This window comes from Pseudomonas sp. DF11 (assembly GCF_058148565.1).
Genome location: NZ_JBYVYN010000004.1, coordinates 340,407 through 365,738, shown reverse-complemented (window position 1 = coordinate 365,738; position 25,332 = coordinate 340,407). Strand labels below are relative to the sequence as shown.

Genomic DNA, 25,332 nt, shown 5'->3' with positions numbered 1-25,332 from the left:
CTGGTCGGCGTCTAAGCCTCGGTGAGTTTCACCGGGGCTTTTCGCTTTCTGGAAGGGGGAATATTTTCAATCCCCAGTTTTCAAAACCCTCCCCGACCTTGTCACGCCCGCCGCTGCAATAGAATTTGCGCTTGAGCACATCAAAAGCCCGGTTTTCCTGCCCGGCTCGCAGGACACTCATGCCAATAGGTCTCGCAACGAGATCTGCCAACTGCAAGCCGGTAGAGTTAACTTGCTTAGTCGCGAAGACAATATCAAACGGAAGTTGAATCCCCATACGATTAGCACCGTCACACATACGACGAAACTCCAGCTCAAGCTCGTTATCTTCTTTTTTCCCTCTCCGCTCGACAACCACATGAGTCAACGCATCATGCTGGAACTTCTCCTTCAGAAACTCGTAAAGTGTTTCCAGACAGAAGCCTAAAGCAACGTGATAAGGATTATCCGCACCGCCTTGTCTATCACGTAGTCTCGCCTTATCTATAACGCAACTGATCAGAATAAAATTGCTCGCCTCGATGATGCTGGTCAGCTCATCCAAAAAGGCATGTTTGTGCTGCCTGGATACAAACAGGCTGGAAAAAGCACCTTTCTCTTTACGGATTTCCAGCTCATGCAGCCCAATTAGATCATGCCCCATATGATTGAACTTGAACTTCTGCAACGCGGGGATGACCTTCTCGCAGTAATGACGCTTATGAAAAACGCAAAAAGCCAGTACAAACATCGGATAGTTGGGATCCAGCGTCAGCATTCCATGATCGCCACTCTCATCCACATACACGATGAAATCACTGAATTTCCCACCCGGGATGACAGGCTTATCCTCGCTACCGTTTTTTTCCGCCTCAACTTCAAAAAGTGAAAACTGCTGCGCAGGCACTGGATGATCTGGCATAGCGTCACGATTCCTTATCAAGGCGTACTGAACACATAAAAACCAGAACACCTACATTTTGATCCGCTAAATGATATATCGCGTGAATTCAAACTGATGCCCCGACGTCTCTGGGCAACCGCTGGTCAATCACCCGATACAACGCACTCCCCTGCGGCCAATTGCGCATGAACCGCGCGCGATCCCGGGCGTAGGCCTGGGCGAAGCTGGCCTGGGTGCGGTGTTGGCACATGGAGTCGAGGTCGATCAGTGCCCATCGATCCTCCTGCCAGAACAGGTTGTGCCCCTTGAAGTCGCCGTGGCTGATGCGCTCGCGGATCAGGTCGGCGAATAGCCGGTCCAGGGCCAGCAATTCAGGCTCGGGCGCGTCACCGCTTTCCACATAGGGGGCGAAGCGTTCGATGATGTCGGGGCCCGACAAATACTCGGTCACCAGGTAAGCACCGCGGCGCAGCCACAGGAAACGCTTTTCCAGCAACGCCAGCGGCTTGGGCGTGGCAATGCCGAGGAAAGCCAGGCGATGGCCTTCGCGCCAGGAATGCCAGGCGCGGCTCGGGCGCCAGAAGCGCTTGAGCCAGTGGGCGAAGTTCTTGATGTTGTAGCGCTTGATCACCAAGGTACGACCGTTCGCCTCGACTTTACCGACGCTGGCCGCGCCGCCGGTCTTGTACAGATGGCCCTGGTCGAGCAACGCATCGGCCCGCTCCAGCACCGGCGTCATCGCCGCTTCTTCATCACGACGAATCGCCCGCAGGCCGAACGCCCCGCGCTGCACACTGAACAGGCTGCACTCACGCCCGACCTTTGCCAGGAAGTCCCTGAGACGCCAGGCTTGCACCTTGTCGATCTGCTTTTGCAACGCTTCCATGGGCAGCGCGTGTTCGGCGTTGCCCAGCAGGTAATACACCAGCAGCTCTTCATTGAACGGCTGGAGGGCCTTGGGAAGCTGGGCGAAAAATACCCCCAGGTTCTCCAGGACCTTCTGCCGCGACAACGGTTGCCCCGGGGTTTCAGCACGGATGCCAGCGCCGTCGATCAAATAGAGCTTGCCGTCGTGGCGCAGCAGATTGTCCAGGTGCAGATCTTCCTGCCACAGGCCTTTGCCGTGCAGTTGTGCGATGGCGCCGAGGGCTTCGGCCAGCACCGCCGTCTGCTCATCGGCCAGCAACGGCAGGTGTTCGACCTGTTTCCAGGCATCGCCCAGGCTCTCGGCGTCTTCGAGCAATTCGAACAACAACCAGCCGCCTTCACCCTCCTTCAGGCCATCGGCGAGCAATGACGGCGTGGTCAACCCTTGCTCGGCCAGCAAGCGCACGCCTTGCAGTTCCCGCTGGAAATGCCGGGCAGCCTTGCTGCCCACCAGTAATTTGGCCAGCACCGGCCGGCCACGCCAGACGCCCGCGCCGACGTAACGCTGCCCTGGCAATACCCGCAACAGCGAAAGCAGCTGCAATTGAGCCGGGCCAGCGGCGTCGGCCAATTCCAGGCTCAGTGGCAGGCTGGGGCTGCGGCCGGCGTTCTTCAATTCGGACAGATGCATCAACGGGCTTCCTTGTGGCTGCGCCGGGCGGTCAGGCGGGTCATCCAGCTGTCGACCAGCCCGCTGTCGAGCGGCTGGCCCAGGTAGGTAGACAGCAATTGGCGCACATCGGCATCGCTCCAGATTGCCGCGCGACGCAACAAGGGCTCCAGGTCCTTGACCCGATCCCTTTGGCCGAACAGCAACGGCCGGGTCTTTTCCAGGTCGATCAATTGCGCCTGGTAACCGCTGGCGGTGGCTTGCAGGAAGATGTGTTTCGGATAAAAGCAGCCGTGCACCTGATGCATGCCGTGCAGGCGCCGCGCCAACTGACCGCAGGCGTCGAGGATGGTGGTGCGCTGCGCCGCCGTCAGGCTCGACCAACGCTGCACCAGTGAATCCAGGTCATCCCAGCCGTCCAGGGCACGGGTCAGCAGGATCGCCCGTACCTCGCCGTTCACCTTGCGCTGGCCATAGAACACCGCTTGCAGGGCCGGTATCCCCAACCGGCGATAACGGCTGATGTTGCGAAACTCCCGGGAAAAACTCGGCTCGCCAAACGGGTGAGACCAGGTTCGGGTCAGGTAATTGCTCTGGCGCTTGAGGTAATACCCCCGCCCTTCCAGCTCCAGCCGGAACACGCTGCTCCAGCCGTCGCCCGAGGTATTGGGTTCGTCCACCGCGTCCAGTTGCCGCGCCCACAGGGCCTCGAAGCTGTCCAGGCCATGACGCTGCAACAACGCCCGGTCTTCAGCAGCCAGAAAATCAGTCATTCACGCCCCTCGAAAAATCTCACCACGTGACGGATGCGTTTCTTGTCGCACGCATCGAGCCGGTCGCGCTGACGGTATTGCAGATAAAAACGCAGGCGCTGCGTGGCCGACAAATGGTATTTGGCCACTTTATCCAGGCACGCCAAATCCTTGGTGATACGGTACTTGAGCCAGAAACCGCGCCAGAAGTCGCCGTTTGGACAGTCGATCAGAAACAGCCGCGAGTGATCGTCGATCAACAGGTTGCGCCACTTCAGATCGTTATGGGTGAAGCGATGGTCGTGCATGGTCCGCGTGTAGCCGGCCAGTTGCCGGCTCACGCCATCGACCCAGGCGCGATCCGCCAGGCGCGGGTCGTGCCGCTCGGCCAGGGCCGAGAGGTCTTCGGTATGCGGTAGTTCGCGGGTGATCAGCGCGCCACGGGCATAGGTCGCGCCGTTTCGCTCCAAGCCCCAGCCCACGACTTCGGCGGTGGGGATGCCCCATTTGGCGAAGCGCTTGAGGTTCTGCCACTCGGACTTGACCCGCGGCTTGCCCAGGTAGCGGCGCAAACCCTTGCCGGCGCCGACGTAGCGCTTGACGTAATAGTTCACGCCGCTGCGCTGCACCCGGATCACCTCTGACAACGGATCACGGGTCAAGCGCTCCCCTTGCAGGGCAAACACCGCGTCGAGACTACCAAAATCCTGCGCCAACTCGAGGTATTCCGGTTCCAGATTCCAACCCGACATCAGAGCGCGTCCCCGTACCGCTGCTTGCGGGCATACAGCTTGTTGGCCTTGCCTTCGAGCCACGCCAGCAACGCAGCCTCTTCGGCGAGGATCCGCCGCAGCGGCTGCTGGAAATAGCCCTTGAGGAAACGCAGCTTGTCGCGGCGGGTCAGGCCGATGTCCAGTGCCGAGAAATACAGCGCCGCCAGGTCCTTGTTGCGCCAGCGGGTGGTGATGGCGGGCCGGGTCTGGGCGCGGTGCAGGTCGATCACCGAGAGTTTGAAGTCCCCAGGCGTCACCGGCTTGTCGGTGTGCAGCAGGAAGTGGCAGATGTAGCAGTCGCGATGATTGACCCCGGCGCGGTGCATCATGCCGGTCATGCGCGCTACTTCGGCGATCAGGGCACGCTTGAGTGCCGGTTGCGGGGGCTGCTTGACCCAGTCGATGCTGAAATCTTCGAGGCTGACGGTCGGCGCCAGCTCCTCGGTGACGATGAAAGAGTGCTGGTCTGCCGGGTTGCGACCCTTCTCGCCGTAGGCGACAGCCGTCATGGTCGGTACGCCGACTTCCTGCAAACGCTGGATCGCCTTCCATTCCTGACCTGCGCCGAGTACCGGCAGCTTGGCGGTAAACAGGTTCTTGAAGATCTCGCCCCAACCGATGCCGCGGTGGATCTTCACGAAAAAGCCACGACCGTCCACCTCCGTGCGCAAGGTGCGCCGGGCTTCCAGTTCGCGATAGACCTCGCCCTTGAGCGCCTCGACTTCGGCGAACGCATCGCGCCCGGCCCAAAGGCTCTTGAACGGTTCGGCCAGCATCAACTTCATTGCGCGTGCTCCGCCAATATCACATCGGCCGCGTGCTGCGGCATGCTGTAGAGGTCAGCCGTCTCGGCGAAGGCCAGACCGTTGCGGCTCCAGGCCGCCCGGGCATCGGCGTCGCTCAACATTCGGCCCAGGTATTCGGTGAGCTGAGCTTGTTCGAACGGCTCGTCGAGCACCAGGCCACTGTCGGCCTCGGCGATGTAATGGGCGTACCCACACACCGCGCTGACCAGCACCGGCAACCCGGCCACCAGCGCTTCGAGCAGCACGGTGCCAGTGTTCTCGTTGTACGCCGGATGGATCAACAGGTCGGCGCCCAGCAGGAAACGCGGGATATCGCTGCGGCCCTTGAGGAACCGCACGTTGTCACCGAGCCCCAGCGCGGCGCTCTGCAGTTGGAATACCTTGGGGTCGTCTTGGCCGATTACAAACAGCCGGGTGCGTTTTCGCAATTCGGCCGGCAGCGCGGCCAGGGCCTTGAGGCTGCGATCCACGCCCTTGGTCTTGAACCCGGAGCCGATCTGCACCAGCAGCAGATCATCCTCGGCCAGCTCGAATTCGGCACGGAACGCGGCGCGGATCTCGTCGGCATCGGCGGGCCGACGGCGATCCTGGGCGATGCCCGGCGGCAGCAGGTGAAAGCGCTCCAGCGGCGTGCCGTAATGCTTGATGAACAGTGGCTGCTGGACTTCGGAGATCATCAGCACGTCAGTCTTGGCGTCCTTGGCGAACACCGCCCGCTCGTACTCGGCGAAATGCCGGTAGCGGCCCCAGCGCCGGTACAGCGAATTGCGCAGGTTCTGCGCCTTGTCTTCGAAGCAGCCGTCGGCGGCGTAGTACACGTCCAGGCCAGGCATTTTGTTGAAGCCGATCAAACGGTCCACCGGGCGCTTGGCCAGGTCGGCCTCCATCCACGCGCTGAGTTTCTCGTTGCGGCGATGATTGAACAGCGCCTTGACCGGCGCCACCAGCACCTCGAAGCCGGGCGGCACGTCACCCTCCCAGATCAGCGTGTAGACGCGGATCTGGTGACCCCGTCGCTGGCATTCCAGGGCGATGCGCATGAAGTCACGCTGCAGGCCGCCGAAGGGGAAGTACTTGTAAAGGACAAAAGCCAATTGCATCAGCGCGGCTCCTCAGCCAATAACGTGCTCAGGTGGCTGGCAACACGCTCGGGGTTCAGACGCGTGAAGCACAGGGGCTGCTCGCGTTTCAGGTCAAACCGCCGGGCATCTTCGGCGGTCGGCGGGTAAGTGCATTGTTTCTGCATGCACGGCGCGCAGGGGAAATCACTGGCGAGGTGAATCTGGCCCTTGCCGTAGGCGCCGGTCAGCACCGGATTGGTCGGACCGAGCAGCGAAATGGTCGGCACATCCAGGGCTGCCGCCAGATGACCGAGACCGGTGTCCACGGCCACGCAGGCCTGCGCGCCGGCAAGCACCTTGCCCATCCCGCCCAGGTTCAGTTTCGGCAGAACCAAGGCGTTGCGCAGCCCGCTGGCGATGCGTTCGGCCCGGGCCTTCTCGGCCGGGTTGCCCCACGGCAGTTTTACCACGACGCCGAACTGCCCCATGCGCTCGGTGAGCTGGCGCCAATAAAGTTCGGGCCAATGCTTGGACTCCCAGGTCGTGCCGTGCAGGAACACCACGTAGGGGTAGGGGCGTGGCAATTCCACCAATCGGTCGATGTCGAGGCCATAACTGCCCTGGGTTTGCGGCAAGTCATAGCCCAGCGCCAGAGCGAACAACTGGCGCACGCGCTCGACCGCATGTTGACCACGGGCCACCGCCAGGCGCCGGGAATAAAAGCGCGCCGCCAGGGGTTCGCGGGCCGAGTGCTTATCCAGGCCGGCGATCGGGGCCTTGACGTAGCGAGTCAGCCAGGCGCTTTTCAGCAGGCCTTGGGCGTCGATCACCAGGTCATACTTTTCGGCCCGCACGCCCTGCTTGAAGCGTCGCCATTCGCCGCTCTTGATGGTTTGCCAGAGGTTCTTGCGCCAGCGTCGGATCGCCACCGGAATGACCTTGTCCACGGCCGGGTGCCAAGTGGGGATTTCGGCGAAGCCTTCTTCCACCACCCAATCGAACTTGATGCCAGGAATCGCCCGCGCCGCGTCGGTCAGCGCCGGCAGGGTGTGGACCACATCCCCCAGCGAAGAGGTCTTGATCAGCAATACCCGCAAGTTACCGGACCTCCACGGGTGTGCCCTGCAAACGCTCCAGGGCCTCGTTCACCGACGTTGGCATAAGCTGGCGCAGGCAATTGTAATGACCGAAGCGGCAGGTGCGGTCGAAGCACGGGCTGCACTCGATGCCCAGGCGCACGACTTCGACCTTGTCGGCCAACGGTGGCGTGAAGCCTGGCGAAGTAGAGCCGTAGACCGCCACCAATGGCCGGTTCAGGGCGGCGGCCACGTGCATCAGGCCGGAGTCGTTGGACACCACCGAATCGGCGCAGGACAGCAGGTCGATGGCCTCGGCCAGGGAGGTGTCGCCGCTGAGGTTCACCGATTCTTCCCGAAGCCCCGGGATCAAGCGCGAGCGGATGTCCTCGCCCACCGGATGATCTTTTTTCGAGCCGAACAGCCAGACTTGCCAGCCTTCGCGAATCTTCGCCTCGGCAACCTGGGCGTAGTGCTCAGCCGGCCAGCGCTTGGACTCACCGAACTCGGCACCCGGACAGAGAGCCAGCACCGGACGATCCAGGCTCAGGCCGAACTTGGCCAGCGCCGCTTCACGGGTCACCGGGTCGATCGCAAGGCTCGGCCGCGGATAGGGTTTGGGCAACTCGGCCCCAGGCTCATAGGCCAGGGCCATGAAGCGCTCGATCATCAGCGGATAACGTTCTTTATCCAGTGTGCGCACGTCGTTGAGCAGGCCGTAGCGAAACTCGCCACGCCAGCCGGTGCGTTTGGGGATACGGGCGAAGAACGGCACCAGTGCCGATTTCAACGAATTGGGCAACAGGATCGCCTGGTCGTACTGGCCGGTCAGGGATTTGCCGATACGCCGACGGGTCGCCAGTTCCAACACGCCATGGCCGAGCGGGAAGCTCAAGGCCTTGCGCACCTCGGGCATGCGCTCAAGGATCGGCCGGCTCCACTCGGGGGCCAGGACGTCGATTTCGCACTGCGGATGACGCTGTTTCAGGCACTGGAACAGTGTCTGCGCCATCACCATGTCACCGACCCAACTGGGCCCAACGATCAGAATATTCATGTGCTTTCCAAAAACGATACAGGGAGGCCTACGCCTCCCCGCCTCGAGAATCACTGTGGCTTAGGTCGTTGCCTGTTGCCTTCAATCTACAACAACACACCACCCATCAACCGTGGGAGCGAGCCTGCTCGCGATGAGGCCGGTACATTCAACATCAATGTCGCCTGACACTCCGCTATCGCGAGCAGGCTCGCTCCCACAAGGGGCCTTCATCTGCTTCAAGTACGGTGCCGCACCACAAATCCATTGTGGGAGCGAGCTTGCTCGCGATGGGGCTATCACATCCAGCATCAATGTCGCCTGACACTCCGCCTTCGCGAGCAAGCCCGCTCCCACATTCGAATCTTCAGCTCAGGCCCAGCTCCCGCCAGATTCGCATCACCTGCCGGCGCTCATCCACGAACTGGTCGCCTGCAATCACCCCGGCTTCCTTCTGCAAAGCCTGGCGGTGCGCGGCGGAGCGGTAGGCTTTATAGGCCTCGCGCAACAGGGTGGCGTCTTCTACCGCCATCAACCCGGCCTCCTGCAACCCGTCCAGGATGCGGATGTTATCGGTGTAGCGCACCAGCGAAGGGTGTTCCTCGGACCACGCCAGGGCCGCGTATTGCACCATAAATTCAATATCGACGATACCTCCGGCATCCTGCTTGAGGTCGAAGGGCGCCGCGGCCTCGAAGGCATTCGGCGCGGTCCCGGCGGCGGTGGCCTTGCTACCAAGGTTGTCCCGCATCTTGGCGCGCATTTCGCTGACTTCCTGGCGCAGCATCGGCAAGTCACGCTTGCGTCCCAGCACCTGGGCGCGAACCTTCTCGAACGCCTGGCCGACATCCTGGCTCCCCACCAACACTCGGGCTCGCACCAGCGCCTGATGCTCCCAGGTCCAGGCTTCGTTCTCCTGATAACGGGCAAACGCCCCGAGGGAACTGACCAACAAGCCAGACGCCCCGGACGGCCGTAGGCGCATGTCCACTTCATACAGCTGCCCGGAGTTGGTCTGGGCGGTCAGCAGGTGGATGATCCGCTGGCCGAGCCGGGTGAAGAACTGCGCACCGTCGATGGGTTTCGGGCCATCGGTTTCCGCCTGTGGGTCGCCATCGTGGATGAACACCAGGTCCAGGTCGGAACCATGCCCCAGTTCCAGGCCGCCGACTTTCCCATAACCGACAATAATGAAGCCGGGATCGCACAGGCTGCCGTTGGTGCGCAACGGCACGCCATGCTTGGCCACCGTCTGGCGCCAGGCCAGCGCCAGCACTTGTTCGAGGATCGCCTCGGCCAGCCAGGTCAGGTAATCGCTGACTTTCATCAGCGGCAGGCTGCCGGCGATTTCCGAAGCAGCTACCCGCAGGCGATGCGCCAGCTTGAAATGCCGCAGCGCCTCCATTTGTTGTTCCAGATCATCCTCGGGGATGCGCGTCAGGCGCTCACGCAACTCCGCCGCCAACTCCGGCGCCAGGGGCGGCTTGAACAGGCGGCCCTCATTGAGCAACTCATCGAGCAACAATGGGAAACGGGTGATTTGCTCCGCAATCCACGGGCTCGCCGCGCACAACGTCAGCAAGCGCCGCAGGGCTCCGGGGTTTTCCGTCAGCAACACCAGATAGGCCGAACGGCGGGCGACAGCTTCTACTAATGGCAGCACCCGCTCCAGCACCAGGTCCGGATCGGCATGCTCCACGGCCTGGGCCAGCAGGCGTGGAATGAAGGCATCCAGACGCTCACGCCCCAGGCGCTGCATGGCCCGCAGTTGCGGGCTGCCGCGCAGGGCAGCCAGTGCCTTGAGGGCTTTGGGTGCATCGGCGAAGCCGCCTTCCTGCAACTGACGACACGCCGCCTCTTCATCCTGGCTGTCTTCCCACAATGGCAACCACTCGCCACCCACCACCACTTCGCTTTGCCCGCCCTCCTCTTCATCCGGGTCGGCGATGACCTGGCCGAAATGCCAGGCCACACGTCCGCGCCAGTACATCAATTGCTCGTGAAAGGCTGGCCAGTCGGCAAAACCCAGCATGAATGCAATGCGCGCCTGATCCTGCGGGCTGTCCGGCAACATCTGGGTCTGGCGGTCGGCGATGGCCTGGATCGCATGCTCGGTATAACGCAGGAACTCATATCCCTGACGCAACTCGTCGACCACCTTGGCCGGCAGATAGCCCTGGCCTTCCAGGGTGCCCAGCACTTTGAGCAACGGCCGCTGCTGCAAACTCAAGTCGCGACCACCGTGAATCAGCTGGAACGCCTGGGCAATGAACTCCACCTCACGAATGCCGCCCGAGCCCAGCTTGATGTTGTCGGCCATGCCCTTGCGCCGCACTTCCTGCTGGATCAGTTGCTTCATGGTGCGCAGCGCTTCGATGGCGGAAAAATCCAGGTAACGGCGATAGACGAACGGACGCAACATGTCGAGCAATTGCGTACCGGCCACCTGATCGCCCGCCACCACCCGCGCCTTGATCATGGCGTAGCGTTCCCAGTCGCGGCCCTGGTCCTGGTAATACTGCTCCAGGGCATTGAAGCTCAGTACCAGCGCGCCGGCCGAGCCGTAGGGGCGCAGGCGCATGTCGACGCGAAAGACGAAACCGTCGACGGTCATCGGGTCCAGGGCCTTGATCAGGCGCTGGCCAATGCGGATGAAAAACTCCTGGTTATCCAGCGGTCGCTTGACGCCAACGGTTTCGCCGCCCTCGGGGTAGGCGAAAATAAGGTCGATGTCCGACGACAGGTTCAGCTCCACGGCGCCAAGCTTGCCCATGCCCAGGATGACCATCTGCTGCGGCTGGCCGCTGCGTCGTCCGGTGGGTATGCCGAATTGCTGGCTGAGGCGCTGGTACAACCATTGATAGGCTTGGTCGATGCAGGCGTCGGCCATGTCCGAGAGGTCGCGACAGGTCTGGACCAGGTCGGCCTGGCGGGTCAGGTCGCGCCAGATGATCCGCACCTGCTGGCGGGTGCGCTGGCGGCGCAGGACGCGACCCAGCTCGTCTTCGGTTTCGGCGGCCTGCACGGCGGCAGCGATCTGCGCGCACATTTCACCGGGAGCCAGGCTGCGGTCCAGTTCGCCGCTGCGCACCAGCTCCAGCAGCATCGCCGGGTCACGGACACTCTGCTCGATGACAAAGTCGCTGGCGGCGGCAACACGGTCGAACGCCTCCCAACGTTGCGGGGTCCAGGCCGACAGCCCGTGATCGTCGTCGAGGGAGGCGACCGCCGCACGGAACGACTGCTTCGCCCGACTGACCAATGACTGGAGAATGGCCGGTACTTCGGCAAGCGAGGGCAGGCTCATGGTCTATCCTTGATCGGCGCGGGAGAGGCTGGATGTAGTGTTTTTTCAGAAGACACTACCTGATCGACTGTCGAACAAAGATGATAAATAGCTGAAAATCTGATTTTATTGGCAGCCGGCATCAAGTTTTTACCTGTTCGAGTTGGCTAAAGACCAACAGTAACGATTATTCTCACAACGAAACGAGGGGCCATAAGCCGCTCATGTGTAGTTTTACTACTCGTCTATACATTCGAAAGGCTGAAACGGCCAACGATTTGTAGTAAAACTACACGCCGCCGAAACAACCTTCGGCAATCCAAGAATTTATATCGTCTGCCCACAAGGCCAGTCGCAAACTCAGGCAACCGATTCTGGTAGCCTTTCCGCCCTGGAGCAAGCCATGCAAGACCTCGATCCCGTCGAAACCCAGGAATGGCTGGACGCCCTGGAATCGGTTCTCGACAAAGAAGGCGAAGACCGTGCTCATTATCTGATGACCCGTATGGGCGAACTCGCGACCCGCAGCGGCTCGCAACTGCCCTACGCCATCACCACGCCGTACCGCAACACGATCCCCGTAACCCACGAAGCACGCATGCCTGGCGACCTGTTCATGGAACGCCGCATTCGCTCGCTGGTACGTTGGAACGCGTTGGCCATGGTCATGCGTACCAACCTGAAAGATTCTGACCTGGGCGGTCACATCTCCAGCTTCGCCTCCAGCGCGACGCTGTATGACATCGGCTTTAACTACTTCTTCCAGGCCCCGACCGACGAACACGGCGGCGACCTGATCTACTTCCAGGGTCACGCATCGCCAGGCGTCTACGCCCGTGCGTTCATGGAAGGTCGCATCTCCGAAGACCAGATGAACAACTTCCGCCAGGAAGTGGACGGCAACGGCCTGTCCTCGTACCCGCACCCTTGGCTGATGCCAGACTTCTGGCAGTTCCCGACCGTATCCATGGGCCTGGGCCCGATCCAGGCGATCTACCAGGCGCGCTTCATGAAGTACCTGGAAGCCCGTGGCTTCATCCAGCCAGGCAAGCAGAAAGTCTGGTGCTTCATGGGTGATGGCGAGTGCGACGAGCCGGAATCCCTGGGCGCGATCTCCCTGGCCGGCCGCGAGAAGCTGGACAACCTGATCTTCGTCATCAACTGCAACCTGCAGCGCCTCGACGGCCCGGTTCGCGGCAACGGCAAGATCATCCAGGAACTCGAAGGCGTGTTCCGTGGCGCCCAATGGAACGTCAACAAAGTCATCTGGGGCCGTTTCTGGGACCCACTGCTGGCCAAGGACGTCGACGGCATCCTGCAACGCCGCATGGACGAAGTCATCGACGGCGAGTACCAGAACTACAAGGCCAAGGACGGCGCGTTCGTCCGCGAGCACTTCTTCAACACGCCTGAACTCAAGGCAATGGTTGCCGACTTGTCCGACGACGAGATCTGGAAACTCAACCGCGGCGGCCACGACCCGTACAAGGTCTACGCGGCGTACCACCAGGCGGTCAACCACAAAGAACAGCCGACCGTCATCCTGGCCAAGACCATCAAGGGTTATGGCACCGGTGCCGGCGAAGCGAAGAACACCGCGCACAACACCAAGAAGGTCGATGTCGACAGCCTGAAGTTGTTCCGCGACCGCTTCGACATTCCGGTCAAGGACAGCGAGCTGGAAAACCTGCCGTTCTTCAAGCCCGAAGAAGGCAGCGCCGAAGCCCGTTACCTGGCCGAGCGCCGTGCCGCGCTGGGTGGTTTCGTACCACAGCGCCGCGCCAAGAGCTTCAGCGTCCCGACCCCGCCACTGGAAACCCTCAAGGCAATCCTGGACGGCTCGGGCGACCGTGAAATCTCCACCACCATGGCCTTCGTGCGAATCCTCGCGCAACTGGTCAAGGACAAGGAAATCGGCCAGCGCATCGTCCCGATCATCCCGGATGAAGCCCGTACCTTCGGTATGGAAGGCATGTTCCGTCAGTTGGGCATCTACTCCTCCGTCGGCCAGCTCTACGAGCCAGTCGATAAAGACCAGGTGATGTTCTACCGCGAAGACAAGAAGGGCCAGATCCTCGAAGAAGGCATCAACGAAGCGGGTGCCATGAGCTCCTTCATTGCCGCCGGTACTTCGTACTCCAGCCACAACCAGCCGATGCTGCCGTTCTACATCTTCTACTCGATGTTCGGCTTCCAGCGCATCGGCGACCTGGCCTGGGCGGCCGGCGACAGCCGTACCCGTGGCTTCCTGATCGGCGGTACCGCCGGCCGGACCACCCTCAACGGCGAAGGCCTGCAGCACGAAGACGGCCACAGCCACATGCTGGCCGGGACCATCCCGAACTGCCGCACCTATGATCCGACCTATGGCTACGAGCTGGCGGTGATCATCCAGGACGGCATGAAGAAGATGACCGAAGAGCAACAGGACGTCTTCTACTACATCACCGTGATGAACGAGTCCTACCAGCAGCCAGCCATGCCGGCCGGTGTCGAGGCAGGTATCGTCAAGGGTATGTACCTGCTCGAGGAAGACACCCGCGAAGCGGCGCACCACGTCCAGCTGATGGGCTCCGGCACCATCCTGCGCGAAGTGCGTGAAGCAGCGAAGATCCTGCGTGAAGAGTTCAACGTCGGCGCCGACGTGTGGAGCGTTACCAGCTTCAACGAACTGCGTCGCGACGGCCTGGCTGTAGAGCGCAGCAACCGCCTGCACCCTGGCCAGAAGCCTAAGCTGAGCTATGTCGAAGAATGCCTGAACGGCCGTAAAGGTCCGGTCATCGCCTCTACCGACTACATGAAGCTGTTCGCCGAGCAGATCCGCCAGTGGGTTCCTTCCAAGGAATTCAAGGTGCTGGGCACCGACGGTTTCGGCCGTAGCGACAGCCGCAAGAAGCTGCGTCACTTCTTCGAAGTCGACCGTAAGTTCGTTGTGTTGGCAGCCCTGGAAGCCCTGGCTGACCGTGGCGATATCGAACCGAAAGTGGTGGCCGAGGCCATCGTCAAGTTCGGCATCGATCCGGAAAAACGCAACCCACTGGACTGCTGAGGAGAATTTTCGTGAGCGAACTCATTCGCGTACCTGACATCGGCAGCGGTGAAGGTGAAGTAATTGAACTGTTTGTGAAGGTCGGCGACCGTATCGAAGCCGACCAGAGCATCCTGACACTTGAATCGGACAAGGCCAGCATGGAAGTGCCTGCGCCGAAGGCCGGTGTGATCAAGAGCCTGAAAGTGAAGCTGGGCGATCGCCTGAAAGAAGGCGACGAGTTGCTGGAGCTGGAAGTCGAGGGCGCCGCTGCGGCGCCTGAAGCGGCCGCCCCCGCCACTGCCCCGACCGCGGCTGAAAAGCCTGCCGCCGCACCGGCTGCCGAAGCGGCTCCCGCTCCAGCGGCTGCGCCTGCCGCTGCCACGGTCCAGGACATCCATGTCCCGGACATCGGCTCGTCGGGCAAGGCCAAGATCATCGAAGTACTGGTCAAGGCTGGCGACACCGTCGAAGCCGACCAGTCGCTGATCACCCTGGAATCCGACAAGGCCAGCATGGAAATCCCATCGCCGGCCGCCGGTGTGGTGGAAAGCGTCGAGATCAAGCTGGACGACGAAGTCGGCACGGGTGACCTGATCCTGAAGCTGAAAGTCGCGGGCGCCTCGGCACCTGCCGCGCCAGCCCCGGCCGCGGCGCCTGCCGCCAAGGCTGAAGCAGCTCCAGCGCCAGCCGCCGCTCCTGCGGCCAAGGCCGAAGCGGCTCCTGCGCCTGTTGCCGCCGCGCCTGCGCCAAGCGGTGCCAAGGTGCATGCCGGTCCTGCGGTGCGTCAGTTGGCTCGTGAATTCGGCGTCGAGCTGTCTGCCGTTGGCCCGAGCGGTCCACACGGTCGCGTGCTGAAGGAAGATGTGCAGGCCTACGTCAAGGCCATGATGCAGAAGGCCAAGAACGCACCGGCCGAAGGCGCCACTGGCGGCGCGGGCATTCCGCCGATCCCGGCGGTGGACTTCAGCCGCTTCGGCGAAACCGAAGAAGTGGCCATGACTCGCCTGATGCAGATCGGCGCGTCGAGCCTGCACCGCAGCTGGCTGAACATTCCCCACGTGACTCAGTTCGACCAGGCCGACATCACCGAGTTGGAAGCCTTCCGCGTCGCCCAGAAAGCCGTGGCGGAAAAGGCCGGCGTCAAGCTGACCGTGCTGCCACTGTTGCTCAAGGCCTGTGCGCACCTGCTCAAGGAACTGCCGGATTTCAACAGCTCCCTGGCACCAAGCGGCAAAGCAGTGATCCGCAAGAAATACGTACACATCGGCTTTGCCGTCGACACCCCGGAAGGCCTGCTGGTACCGGTCATCCGCAACGTCGACCAGAAGAGCCTGCTGCAACTGGCTGGCGAAGCCGCTGCCCTGGCCGAAAAGGCCCGGAACAAGAAGCTCACCGCCGACGACATGCAGGGCGCCTGCTTCACCATCTCCAGCCTCGGCCACATTGGCGGCACCGGCTTCACGCCGATCGTCAATGCGCCGGAAGTGGCGATCCTGGGTGTTTCCAAGGCCACCATCCAGCCTGTCTGGGACGGTAAAGCCTTCCAGCCGAAGCTGATGCTGCCACTGTCGCTGTCCTACGATCACCGTGTGATCAACGGCGCCGCCGCCGCACGCTTCACCAAGCGTCTGAGCGACCTGCTGGGCGACATCCGTACCATCCTGCTGTAACACCGGGCGGCCCTCCCTTTGCGGAGGGCCATCCGGACCGCTGTTTTCCGAGCGCCACGCTCGTACCTCAACCCCGCCCGTTTGGCGGGGCTTTTTTTGCCTGCCATTCAAGCCAGTCAGTAGGCCGGGCGCTTCTGTGGGAGCGAGCCTGCTCGCGATAGCGGTATGCCAGACATCCCAGCACTTTTCCTACCCCGCAAGTTTTAAATGACTACGCCCCCTATTAGTCATTACCCACAACCTGCGCCCCCTTCCCTCGCGATATTTATGGCGCGCCGCGCTTTAGCATCGAACCGCCAAGGCAACTTGATGCTTGCCCCACCGATTAAAACTTCGAATGGATTCGAATATGTTCAAACCTACCGTCGGCCCCATCGTCGGCCACACAACAACGGATCACGCCCGGATATTCCTGCGAGGCGATCGCGACAACAACCTGGTATTCGCCGGAATTCGCCACAGGCGCCAAGGTGATGCCCGCTGGTCGAAAGGGCATTTCGTCCAACTGCAGGCCTACCGCGACATGTCCGATGTCATCGTGTTGAAAGGCCTGCAACCCGACACCGCCTACGAATACCAGGCCGGCTGGTTCAGCCCCCTGAGCCCCACCCATACAGTGGAAACCGTCCAGGAACTGCCGCTGCAATGGCCCCGCATCACCTACTGCTTCCGAACGCCGGCCAGCAGAACCAACGCGCCGCGCGCTTACATCGTGGGCTCTTGTCGCTACTTGCGAATCGCCGCTGGCACCCCGTTGCTACCCGGGCTTGGGGACCGCACCTTTGCCGGCATCAATCGCATCGTGGCGCAGGCCAACCCACCGATCAGCGCAGTGTTAATGACCGGCGACCAGGTTTATCTCGATGACCTCAACATCATCGGCCCGGACCGAATCTATAAGAACATTCTCTTCAGATACCGCACAGTATTTACCCAGCCGCACATCAGGAAGCTAATGTCTGGCATCCCTACCTACATGATCCTCGACGACCATGAAATCGAAGACAACTGGCCCGCCAGGAAGACCGTCAACGACGACGTTCTGTACGCAAATGCCATGGGCGCTTATGGGCTTTATCAGGCCAGTCATGGGCCCGCCCATGAACTGTCGAGCGACGGAACATTGAACAAGTCGTTAATGCACTACTGGTACACCCTCACCCACGGCGATATCGCATGGTTCGTCACCGACAGCCGGACGCAACGCAATCTGTCGGCGGATAACCGGCGCATCCTCGACGAGGAACAGGAACAGTCTTTGCTCCAATGGCTCATCAACAGCCCCGCCCGGGTCAAACTTATCGTGACCAGCGTCATGTTCTTCCCTGACAGCAAGCACAATGACGGCGATGCCTGGCAGGCCTTTCCGGAACAACGCCTGCGCCTGCTGGAAACCATTCGCCGCCATCGGATCAAAAACGTGGTTTTCGTCTCGGGCGATGTCCACGGCTCCATGACCAGCCGCCTGCGTCACAGCGAGGATCCTGATTTCGAGGTCAACACTGTGGTTTCCTCACCTTTCTACAACAGCAAATTGCTGCCTTTTGCTAAAGCCTCGGATTTTATTTTCCACAGGCCCATGGCCCGCACCAAAAGCGGTCAGTACCGCTATGAACTGACCAGCGAAGTGGTGAGCCAAGACAACTTCGCCCGCCTGCATGTCACGGCGCAGAGCCTTCAAGTCACCTTCCACGATCGGGATGGCAACCCTTTGCAGAGCGTCGATATCCCACTGCAATGACAGGCACTGGTACCTTCCATGTCCTCTGATCGGTCGGCGACTGGAGAAATCCCCTCGTCGGCCGATAAAAGGTTTATAGCACTTGGCCTTCATCTCTCTTGTCAGCCAGTGCCGCAATGATGCAACCTTGCGCCAATCCGTAATAACGAGGGCGTCAGCCCGGCGCGATCAGCATTTTCGAAGCGAGTTTCCCCATGAAAAGCCAACCCGATGCCGCCAGCCGTATGGCGGCCGAGGTAGTGACGCAGTTACCGGTGCCCTCGCGGCTCGGTATGCTGCGTTTCGAACGGCTGAATGAAGCAAGCTGGGCGCTGTTGTTCCTCGACCCCAACTGCGAGCGATACTTCGGCCTGCCGGCGGTAGAGCTGTGCTCGCTGGTCAGTGCGCCCTATGCCAGCCTGATGGAACCCGAAGCGCGCTATCAGTTGCATGACACCATCCAGCAGCAACTGGCCCAGGCCTCGCATTACCAGATCCGCTACACGCTACACACCGCCAAAGGCCCGATGAACGTGCTGGAAACCGGTGAAGCCTATAAGCAACATAATCGTCATCTGCTGCGCGGTTTCCTGCTGGCGGTGGACAATTTGCTGCAAGGCGAACCCTCCGTGCCGGCCCTGGACCTGGAAACCCAGAATTCACGCCTGCAGATCGCCCTGGAACTGAACCAGCGCGCCCAGCAGGAACAGCTCCAGCATCTGGACCGGGTACGTGCTCAACAAGACCTGATCCTGCTGCTGACCCGCCAACGCTACAGTGCCAACAACTCCCTGCTCGAAGCGGCCGAACTCATTACCCGCAGCGCCTGCGACATCTACCAGATCGACTGCGCCAGTATCTGGAACCTCGACGACGGCAAATTGGTGCCGATCTCTGCCTACAACCGCGCTTCCCAGGAGTACTTCCTGCCGGCGGTGATCGACGCCAACGACTTTCCCGACTACATGGAAGCGTTGCAGACCTGCCGCGCCATCGACGCTCACAATGCGATGCGTGACCCGCGCACCCGGGAAATGGCCGAGAGCCTGCGCGCCCGTGACGTCAATGCCATTCTCGACGCCAGCATTCGTATCGACGGCCAGGTGGTCGGCGTACTGTGCCTGGAACAGGTCGGCGTCACCCGGGCCTGGCAATCGGACGAAATCGCCTTCGCCGGCGAACTGGCCGACCAGTTCGCCCAGGTCATCAACAACCACAATCGACGAACCGCGACCAGCGCCCTGCATTTGTTCCAGCGCGCCGTGGAACAGAGCGCCAATGCGTTCCTGCTGGTCAATTGCGACGGTGTGGTGGAGTACGTCAACCCAAGCTTCACCGCGATCACCCAATACACCACCGAGGAAGTCCACGGCCAACGCCTTTCGGAACTGCCGGCCCTGGAGAACCTCAGCGAACTGCTGTTCGACGCGCCATCGGCGCTGGCCCAGAGCAACAGTTGGCAGGGCGAATTCAAGAGCCGGCGCAAGAACCTGGAACCCTACTGGGGGCAGTTGTCGATTTCCAAGGTCTATGGCGATAACCGCGAACTGACCCACTACATCGGCATCTACGAAGACATCACCCAGACCAAACTGGCCCAGCAGCGCATCGAGCGCCTGGCCTACACCGACAACCTGACCAACCTGGGCAACCGTCCGGCGTTCATCCGCAACCTCGATGAGCGCTTCGCCCGGGACAGTGATTCACCCATCAGCCTGCTGCTGGTGGACATCGACAACTTCAAGCGCATCAACGACAGCCTCGGCCACCAGACCGGTGACAAACTGCTGATCAGCCTGGCTCGGCGCCTGCGCAACAGCCTGAGCCCCAGCGGCAGCCTGGCGCGATTCGCCAGTAACGAATTCGCGGTCCTGCTGGACGACACTGACCTAGAAGCCGGGCAGCAGATCGCCAGCCAATTGCTGATGACCCTCGACAAACCCATGTTCGTCGACAACCAACTGATCAGCGTGACCGGCTCCGTGGGCCTGGCCTGCGCTCCGCTGCACGGCCGCGACCCACAGACTCTGATGCGCAACGCCGGCCTTGCCCTGCACAAGGCCAAGGCCAACGGCAAACATCAGGTCCAGGTGTTCACCGAAGCACTGAATGCCGAGGCCAGCTACAAGCTGTTCGTGGAAAACAACCTGCGCCGCGCCTTGACGCAGAACGAACTGGACGTGTTCTACCAACCCAAGTTGTGCCTGCGCAGCGGCCGTCTGCTGGGCATGGAGGCGTTGCTGCGCTGGAACCATCCGGAAAAGGGCATGATCCGCCCGGACCAGTTCATCAGCGTGGCCGAAGAAACCGGGCTGATCATCCCTATCGGTAAATGGATCGCCCGCCAGGCCTGCCGCATGAGCAAGCAATTGACCGCCGCCGGCCTGGGCAACCTGCAAGTGGCGATCAACCTGTCACCCAAGCAGTTCTCCGACCCGGACCTGGTCGCCTCCATCGCCAGTATCCTCAAGGAGGAACAACTGCCGGCCCGGCTTCTGGAACTGGAACTGACCGAAGGCCTGTTGCTGGAAGCCACCGAAGACACCCACTTGCAGCTCGACCAGCTCAAGCGTCTGGGGCTGACCCTGGCCATGGACGACTTCGGCACCGGCTACTCGTCCCTGAGCTACCTGAAGAAATTCCCGATCGACATCATCAAGATCGATCGCAGCTTCATCCATGAGATCCCGGACAACCAGGACGATATGGAAATCACCTCGGCGGTGATCGCCATGGCCCACAACCTGAAACTCAAGGTCGTGGCCGAAGGCATCGAAACCGCCCAGCAACTGGCGTTTCTAAGGCGTCATCGCTGCGACGTCGGCCAGGGCTATCTGTTCGACCGCCCGATTCCCGGCGCCGAGCTGATCGAAAAGCTCAAGCGCTACCCCCGCGGGCCGCTCGTCTGACGGCTTTCGCTACCCCTACGTCCATCCCTTCGCCAACACTGTGCCTTTCTTAACTAACCGGCATTGGGCACACTGACGGCCTATTTCGCTCAACCCAATCTGACTGAGAGGACTGATGATGGTCTTGCGCTCGGAAATCCTGGTGAACAAAAACGTGCTCCCTACTCAAGAACAAGCCCTGCCTGGCCGTGAAACCCCGATGACCGTGCCGGAAAAACACTTCGTACTCGACGCGCCGCTATTGGGCCCGTTTGCCGTGGACGTGGATTTCGCGATCTTCGGCCTGGGCTGTTTCTGGGGCGCGGAACGCAAATTCTGGCAGCGCGAAGGCGTGGTCAGCACAGCGGTGGGTTACGCCGGCGGCTTCACGCCAAACCCGACGTATGAAGAAGTCTGTTCGGGCCTTACCGGCCACAGCGAGGTGGTACTGGTGGTCTACGAGCCGGCAAAAGTCAGCTACGACCAGCTTCTGAAAATGTTCTGGGAACTGCACAACCCGACCCAGGGCATGCGCCAGGGCAATGACATTGGCACCCAGTACCGCTCGGTGATCTATGCCACCAACCCGGCCCAACTGGCGGCGGCCAGACACAGCAAGCAAGTATTCCAGGCCGAGTTGACCAAGGCAGGCAAAGGCACCATCACGACCGAAATCGAAGAAGCACCGACGTTCTACTTCGCCGAGGCCTACCACCAGCAGTACCTGGCGAAGAACCCGGAAGGCTATTGCGGGATTGGCGGTACCGGCGTGACGTGCCCGATCTGACCCCTCTGTCCTGAAAAAAGCTTCGCGAGCAGGCTCGCTCCCACAGGTCTGACGGCATGCACGAATGCTGCATGCCCCCCGGGCCAATGTGGGAGCGAGCCTGCTCGCGATGGCGGCCTTCCAGACGCCATCGCTGCATCAGCTTTCAGCGATCAACCAATCCATCTGCCACCCACCCTGGGTCTGCCCCAGTTTTTTCGACAGCCACGGCAGCAGTTCACGCAGCTCCTCTTCCAGCCCCCATGGCGGATTGGCAATCGCCAGGCCGGAGCCGTTCAGGCTGTTGGGCGTCGCCAGTGGGTGCACCAGCAGCTCCACGCGTAACAGCTTGGGTGCCCCCGTGCCGGCCAGGTCCTGGTAGAAGCGGCGCAACATCCGCTGGTCCTTCACCGGGTACCAGATGGCAGCCACTGTCTGGCGCATCCGGCCAATGGCCTCCTTGAGCGAAGCGGCGCAGCGCTGCATTTCGTCAAGCTGCTCGAAGGGCGGATCGATCAGCATCAGGGCTCGCTTCTCCGCCACCGGCAGCAGCGCCCGCGACACATGCCAACCTTCACCCAGGTGCACCGCTACGCGCCGGTCACCTTTCATGTTGTCCTTGAGCAACACACCGTCTTCAGGGTGTTTCTCATTGAGCAGCACACGGTCCTGCGACCGGGTCAGGCGCCGCGCCAGTTCCGGCGAGCCCGGGTAGTAGCGCAACTGCCCGTCCGGGTTCATCTCGTGCAGCACCCTCATGTAATCGGCGGTCAGCGGCGGCAGATCGCTCTCGCCCCACAACCGCGCGATGCCTTCCAGGTACTCACCGGTACGGTTGGCCTGGTCACCCTGCAAGTCGTACAACCCGATGCCCGCATGGGTATCGAGGTAGGCGAAGGGTTGCTCCTTGCGCGACATCAAGGCGATGAGGCGGGTCAAGGTCAGGTGTTTGAACACATCGGCGTGATTGCCGGCGTGGAAGGCGTGGCGATAATTCATGGCGGCTCCTGCGAAGGGCGACGAGTTTACCTCGAAGCGCATCGGACGTCAGGCGTTCGCAGCCCGGCGGACAGGCCACAATCAACCCAGCTCTCGCGTCAGATACGCCAGCAATGGCGCCTTTGATGCCTCAACCGGCTCCGATCGCTCAAGAAAGTGGGCAATCTTGCAGCGCAGGACGCTGTCGTCGACCCGCTCGAACAAATACGGATGCTCTTCGCCCAGCCAAGTGAGCAAGTTATCCAACAGACAGTCCGTCGGAACCTCGGCCATTGCCTCCAACAGCGCGACGGGTACTTGCCACCACGGAAAAGCCCGGGCCGCCCGCTGGGCATTCCCCACGATCTCAAGGGATTGCCCGTTGATCAGGCAGCGCGTGATGACCGGCAAGAGTTGCCCGGCCTCCACCTCCGTCGATTGCAGGATCGGCCGCATAAAGCGCCCATCCCAAAACCGCAGGAAGACCGGCTTGCCACCCGGCAACAACACTTGCGTGAGCCCCCGCAAATGTTCGGCAAGGGTCTGCTGACTCACACACGAAACCGCCAGCCAGCCCCAATCGAGCGAGTCGGTGGCGGCTATCCAATCAAGAAATCCGCTGTCCACGCTGACAAGCCCCACATAGGGCATGACCGATTCCCACTCGGCGTATGGCGTGTCGGTCCAGATCGGGCTCGCCTCCGAGCTCATCGAGCGCTTCCAGGCCGACAATACTCCGGCGCTACTGGCATTGCTGAATATGACGAAAAGTTGCTCGCAAGCCTGCAAGGGATACGCCTCAAGCCAGGCGCGGGGAGATTGAGCGCTGTTCATGGTCGCTCCTGGATATCGACAGGTTTGCGAAAGACCGATGGCGCTACGCAGACGCCGCTTCTGCAACGTTCACACTCCTCGCAGAACGGCGCCGAGCCCTGGAAACTGAGGATTTGCGCGAGGGAAAGCGCAGGCGCCGCAGCGACCCGCTTCTCGGCACTGCCTGGAACGCCGGATGCCGCGCTCATGACCGCCATCGGCGCCCCGCCGACCTCGATCGGCACGCTGCTGGAGATCCCTCCGGCCCCGATGTTGATCCAATGGCCGCCAGCCTGGAGAGTCACACTGGCACCCGCCTCCAATACCACGTGTTGGCCGGCGCTGACATGGAACTGCTGGCTGGCACTCAGCACCTGGCTGCCGACACGAATATGCCGCTCGCCACTCACCAGCAGATGATCATCCTGCCGGACTTCAGCCCGGCGCCGACCATGGGTAAGGCGCTGCTCATCGGCCTTGAGCTCGTGTCGCGCCGTACCGGTGACGACAATGCTGCGCTCATGATCGACCTGCACCCGCTGGTCGTGCAGCACATGCTGGGTCCAGTTTCGCTGGGCCCTCAGGTAGATCTCCTCGGCCCCCTTGCGATCCTCGATGCGCAGTTCGTTGTAACCGCCCCCGCCAGGGCTGCTCCGGCTGCGCAACAGGCTGCGGGTCTTGTCCGCCGGAAAGTCCAGCGGCACCGGGTTGGCGCCATTGGGCAGGCAACCCACTACCATCGGCTTGTCCACATCACCGTCGATGAACCCGACCAGGACTTCCATGCCAACCCGGGGGATCATCACCGCGCCATAGTGATCGTGGGCCCAACCGGAGGCCACACGCAGCCAGCAGCTGGAATGTTCGTCGTGTTTACCGTCGCGATCCCAGGCCAACTGCACCTTGACCCGCCCGAACTCATCGCAATGGATCTCGCTGTCGACCGGCCCGGTCACCACCGCCGACTGATAACCATGGGCCCGAGGCTTTTCGTGATGCAGGGGTGGCCGAAAGAACACGTCCCATGGCGTGGCGAGAAAGGTATTTTTGTAACCCTGGAATTCCTCCGGGCCGGCACTGGCGACTTCTTCCAGCACCTGCGGTTGACGGCCATGATGGTCGATGCGCGTCAGGAGCCAGAGATCATTCCATTGCTCCCGAGGATGCTCCCTGATGCACATGAAATGTCCGCTGACGAAGGCGCGTTCATCGCTACTGCCCTCTGCCACGCGGTAGTCGGCGCCATGGCGCTCAAGGGCGCGCCGAGTCAGATACATGCCGTCGTCACGGGCAGAGAAACCGCCGGGATAGCGATAGTCTTCAAGGGCAGGACGCTGCCGATTATCCAGGTGCGTTTCCAATAACAAGCCGGGCTTGCGGAAGTCGTAATCGCGCAACGTCACGGCAGTGCTGCGGGTCTGGAGCCGCACCGCCAGGCGCTTGATCGCCGGCTCGTCGGCGACCATGCCGCTGTCCGGCAGGTACAGCGTCGATTCGGACAGGCGGGGAAACACCGTCTGGTCGTCACCGAACACCAGCAGATGGCCATCAGGACGGTGCCTGAAGTGGTAATGGATACCGACTTCGGCGCAAATCCGCTCGATGAAGGCCAGGTCGCTTTCGCCATACTGCACACAATATTCGCGCTCGGGGTACTGCCCGCCAAGCGTGAACTGGCAGGCATCCGCCAGGATCCCGTGTTCCTTCAACACCCGGGCGACGATATCGGGCACGCTCAGGTGCTGGAAAATCCGCTGGTTGATGCGATGGCGCAGGTAGGCCAGGCGGGGCACCAGGCTGATCTGGTAACGGGTCAGGCGCTTGCCCGAATCCCCCTGGGTTACGCTATAGACCTGACCGTGTATGCCACCTTCCCCTTCACCGAAACCCAGAAATGCCTGGCGATGCAGAAGTTCTTCCAGTGCCAGGTCAGACCGCTCACTGACCAGCTCCAGGTCAAAACGATAGGGTTGACTGATGGCTTCCGTACCCTTGAACTCAAGCACCTTGAGCTCATTCGGTCCGCTGTCGAGCGTCAACGTGAAACGCGGTTGGTTGGCAGGCGGGAACATCCGATGTGCCTCTGCAAAATGGAGGCGGGCGATTGTGCATGAGCCCTGCGCAAAGCTGATCGACCCTCATTAAAAACAGATTTGCCTTACACCCAAGAAGATAAAGGCATGCGGTATCCGCTGTGTTTTCCGACAGACATTCCTTGCGTGACGGCAAACTGAAGTCACCGCACGAACAATCAGC

Annotated in this window: 17 protein-coding genes; 5 read left to right on the top strand and 12 right to left on the bottom strand. The window is 61.5% G+C overall.

Annotated elements, in window-relative coordinates:
- Positions 1-28: 28 nt before the first annotated feature.
- From AC30D9_RS15115 to glnE, 9 genes are all read right to left on the bottom strand, one after another.
- Positions 29-901 (bottom strand): DUF3800 domain-containing protein, encoded by an 873-nt coding sequence (locus AC30D9_RS15115; protein ID WP_307573739.1) that lies wholly within the window; start codon positions 899-901, stop codon positions 29-31.
- An 88-nt stretch (positions 902-989) separates the two neighbouring features.
- Positions 990-2,441, bottom strand: coding sequence for a lipopolysaccharide kinase InaA family protein (locus tag AC30D9_RS15110; RefSeq protein ID WP_490144318.1), 1,452 nt, complete (start codon positions 2,439-2,441; stop codon positions 990-992).
- Complete coding sequence (locus tag AC30D9_RS15105; RefSeq protein WP_490144317.1) at positions 2,441-3,193, bottom strand: lipopolysaccharide kinase InaA family protein; 753 nt, start codon at positions 3,191-3,193, stop codon at positions 2,441-2,443. The genes AC30D9_RS15110 and AC30D9_RS15105 overlap by 1 nt, the downstream gene beginning before the upstream one ends.
- Positions 3,190-3,924 carry a lipopolysaccharide kinase InaA family protein gene (locus AC30D9_RS15100; protein ID WP_490144316.1) on the bottom strand — a complete coding sequence of 245 codons (735 nt, stop codon included), beginning with the start codon at positions 3,922-3,924 and terminating at the stop codon, positions 3,190-3,192. The genes AC30D9_RS15105 and AC30D9_RS15100 overlap by 4 nt, the downstream gene beginning before the upstream one ends.
- Entirely contained in the window at positions 3,924-4,730 is an 807-nt protein-coding gene (rfaP, locus tag AC30D9_RS15095) for a lipopolysaccharide core heptose(I) kinase RfaP (protein ID WP_134922588.1), read from the bottom strand. The genes AC30D9_RS15100 and rfaP overlap by 1 nt, the downstream gene beginning before the upstream one ends.
- Complete coding sequence (locus AC30D9_RS15090; RefSeq protein ID WP_134922587.1) at positions 4,727-5,851, bottom strand: glycosyltransferase family 4 protein; 1,125 nt, start codon at positions 5,849-5,851, stop codon at positions 4,727-4,729. The genes rfaP and AC30D9_RS15090 overlap by 4 nt, the downstream gene beginning before the upstream one ends.
- Positions 5,851-6,909: a lipopolysaccharide heptosyltransferase I gene (waaC, locus tag AC30D9_RS15085; RefSeq protein ID WP_490144315.1), complete on the bottom strand. Its 1,059-nt coding sequence runs from the start codon at positions 6,907-6,909 to the stop codon at positions 5,851-5,853. The genes AC30D9_RS15090 and waaC overlap by 1 nt, the downstream gene beginning before the upstream one ends.
- Position 6,910: 1 nt before the next feature.
- Entirely contained in the window at positions 6,911-7,945 is a 1,035-nt protein-coding gene (gene waaF, locus AC30D9_RS15080) for a lipopolysaccharide heptosyltransferase II (RefSeq protein ID WP_490144314.1), read from the bottom strand.
- A gap of 346 nt (positions 7,946-8,291) precedes the next feature.
- A complete protein-coding gene (glnE, locus tag AC30D9_RS15075) occupies positions 8,292-11,231 on the bottom strand; it encodes a bifunctional [glutamate--ammonia ligase]-adenylyl-L-tyrosine phosphorylase/[glutamate--ammonia-ligase] adenylyltransferase (protein WP_490144313.1) in 2,940 nt (979 codons plus the stop codon).
- 382 nt (positions 11,232-11,613) lie between these two features.
- On the opposite strand from glnE, the gene aceE reads away from it, so the two are divergent.
- The 5 genes from aceE to msrA all read left to right on the top strand — a co-directional run bounded on the left by aceE (position 11,614) and on the right by msrA (position 21,306).
- Complete coding sequence (aceE, locus tag AC30D9_RS15070) at positions 11,614-14,259, top strand: pyruvate dehydrogenase (acetyl-transferring), homodimeric type (RefSeq protein ID WP_134922583.1); 2,646 nt, start codon at positions 11,614-11,616, stop codon at positions 14,257-14,259.
- A gap of 11 nt (positions 14,260-14,270) precedes the next feature.
- On the top strand, positions 14,271-15,911 hold the full coding sequence (gene aceF / locus AC30D9_RS15065; protein WP_490144312.1) for a dihydrolipoyllysine-residue acetyltransferase: 1,641 nt from the start codon (positions 14,271-14,273) through the stop codon (positions 15,909-15,911).
- A gap of 349 nt (positions 15,912-16,260) precedes the next feature.
- Complete coding sequence (locus AC30D9_RS15060) at positions 16,261-17,652, top strand: alkaline phosphatase D family protein (protein WP_490144311.1); 1,392 nt, start codon at positions 16,261-16,263, stop codon at positions 17,650-17,652.
- A 194-nt stretch (positions 17,653-17,846) separates the two neighbouring features.
- On the top strand, positions 17,847-20,540 hold the full coding sequence (locus AC30D9_RS15055) for a putative bifunctional diguanylate cyclase/phosphodiesterase (RefSeq protein WP_134922580.1): 2,694 nt from the start codon (positions 17,847-17,849) through the stop codon (positions 20,538-20,540).
- Positions 20,541-20,658: 118 nt separating this feature from the next.
- A complete protein-coding gene (msrA, locus tag AC30D9_RS15050) occupies positions 20,659-21,306 on the top strand; it encodes a peptide-methionine (S)-S-oxide reductase MsrA (protein ID WP_490144393.1) in 648 nt (215 codons plus the stop codon).
- Positions 21,307-21,444: 138 nt separating this feature from the next.
- Here msrA and AC30D9_RS15045 read toward each other — a convergent pair whose 3' ends face one another.
- The 3 genes from AC30D9_RS15045 to AC30D9_RS15035 form a co-directional block, all read right to left on the bottom strand.
- The gene (locus AC30D9_RS15045) at positions 21,445-22,284 is read right to left on the bottom strand and encodes a 23S rRNA (adenine(2030)-N(6))-methyltransferase RlmJ (protein ID WP_134922579.1); all 840 of its coding nucleotides are present in this window, start codon (positions 22,282-22,284) and stop codon (positions 21,445-21,447) included.
- Between the two features lie 81 nt (positions 22,285-22,365).
- Positions 22,366-23,097 (bottom strand): DUF4123 domain-containing protein, encoded by a 732-nt coding sequence (locus AC30D9_RS15040; RefSeq protein ID WP_490144310.1) that lies wholly within the window; start codon positions 23,095-23,097, stop codon positions 22,366-22,368.
- Positions 23,094-25,148, bottom strand: coding sequence for a type VI secretion system Vgr family protein (locus tag AC30D9_RS15035; RefSeq protein WP_490144309.1), 2,055 nt, complete (start codon positions 25,146-25,148; stop codon positions 23,094-23,096). Before AC30D9_RS15035 ends, AC30D9_RS15040 begins: the two co-directional genes overlap by 4 nt.
- Between the last annotated feature and the right edge of the window lie 184 nt (positions 25,149-25,332).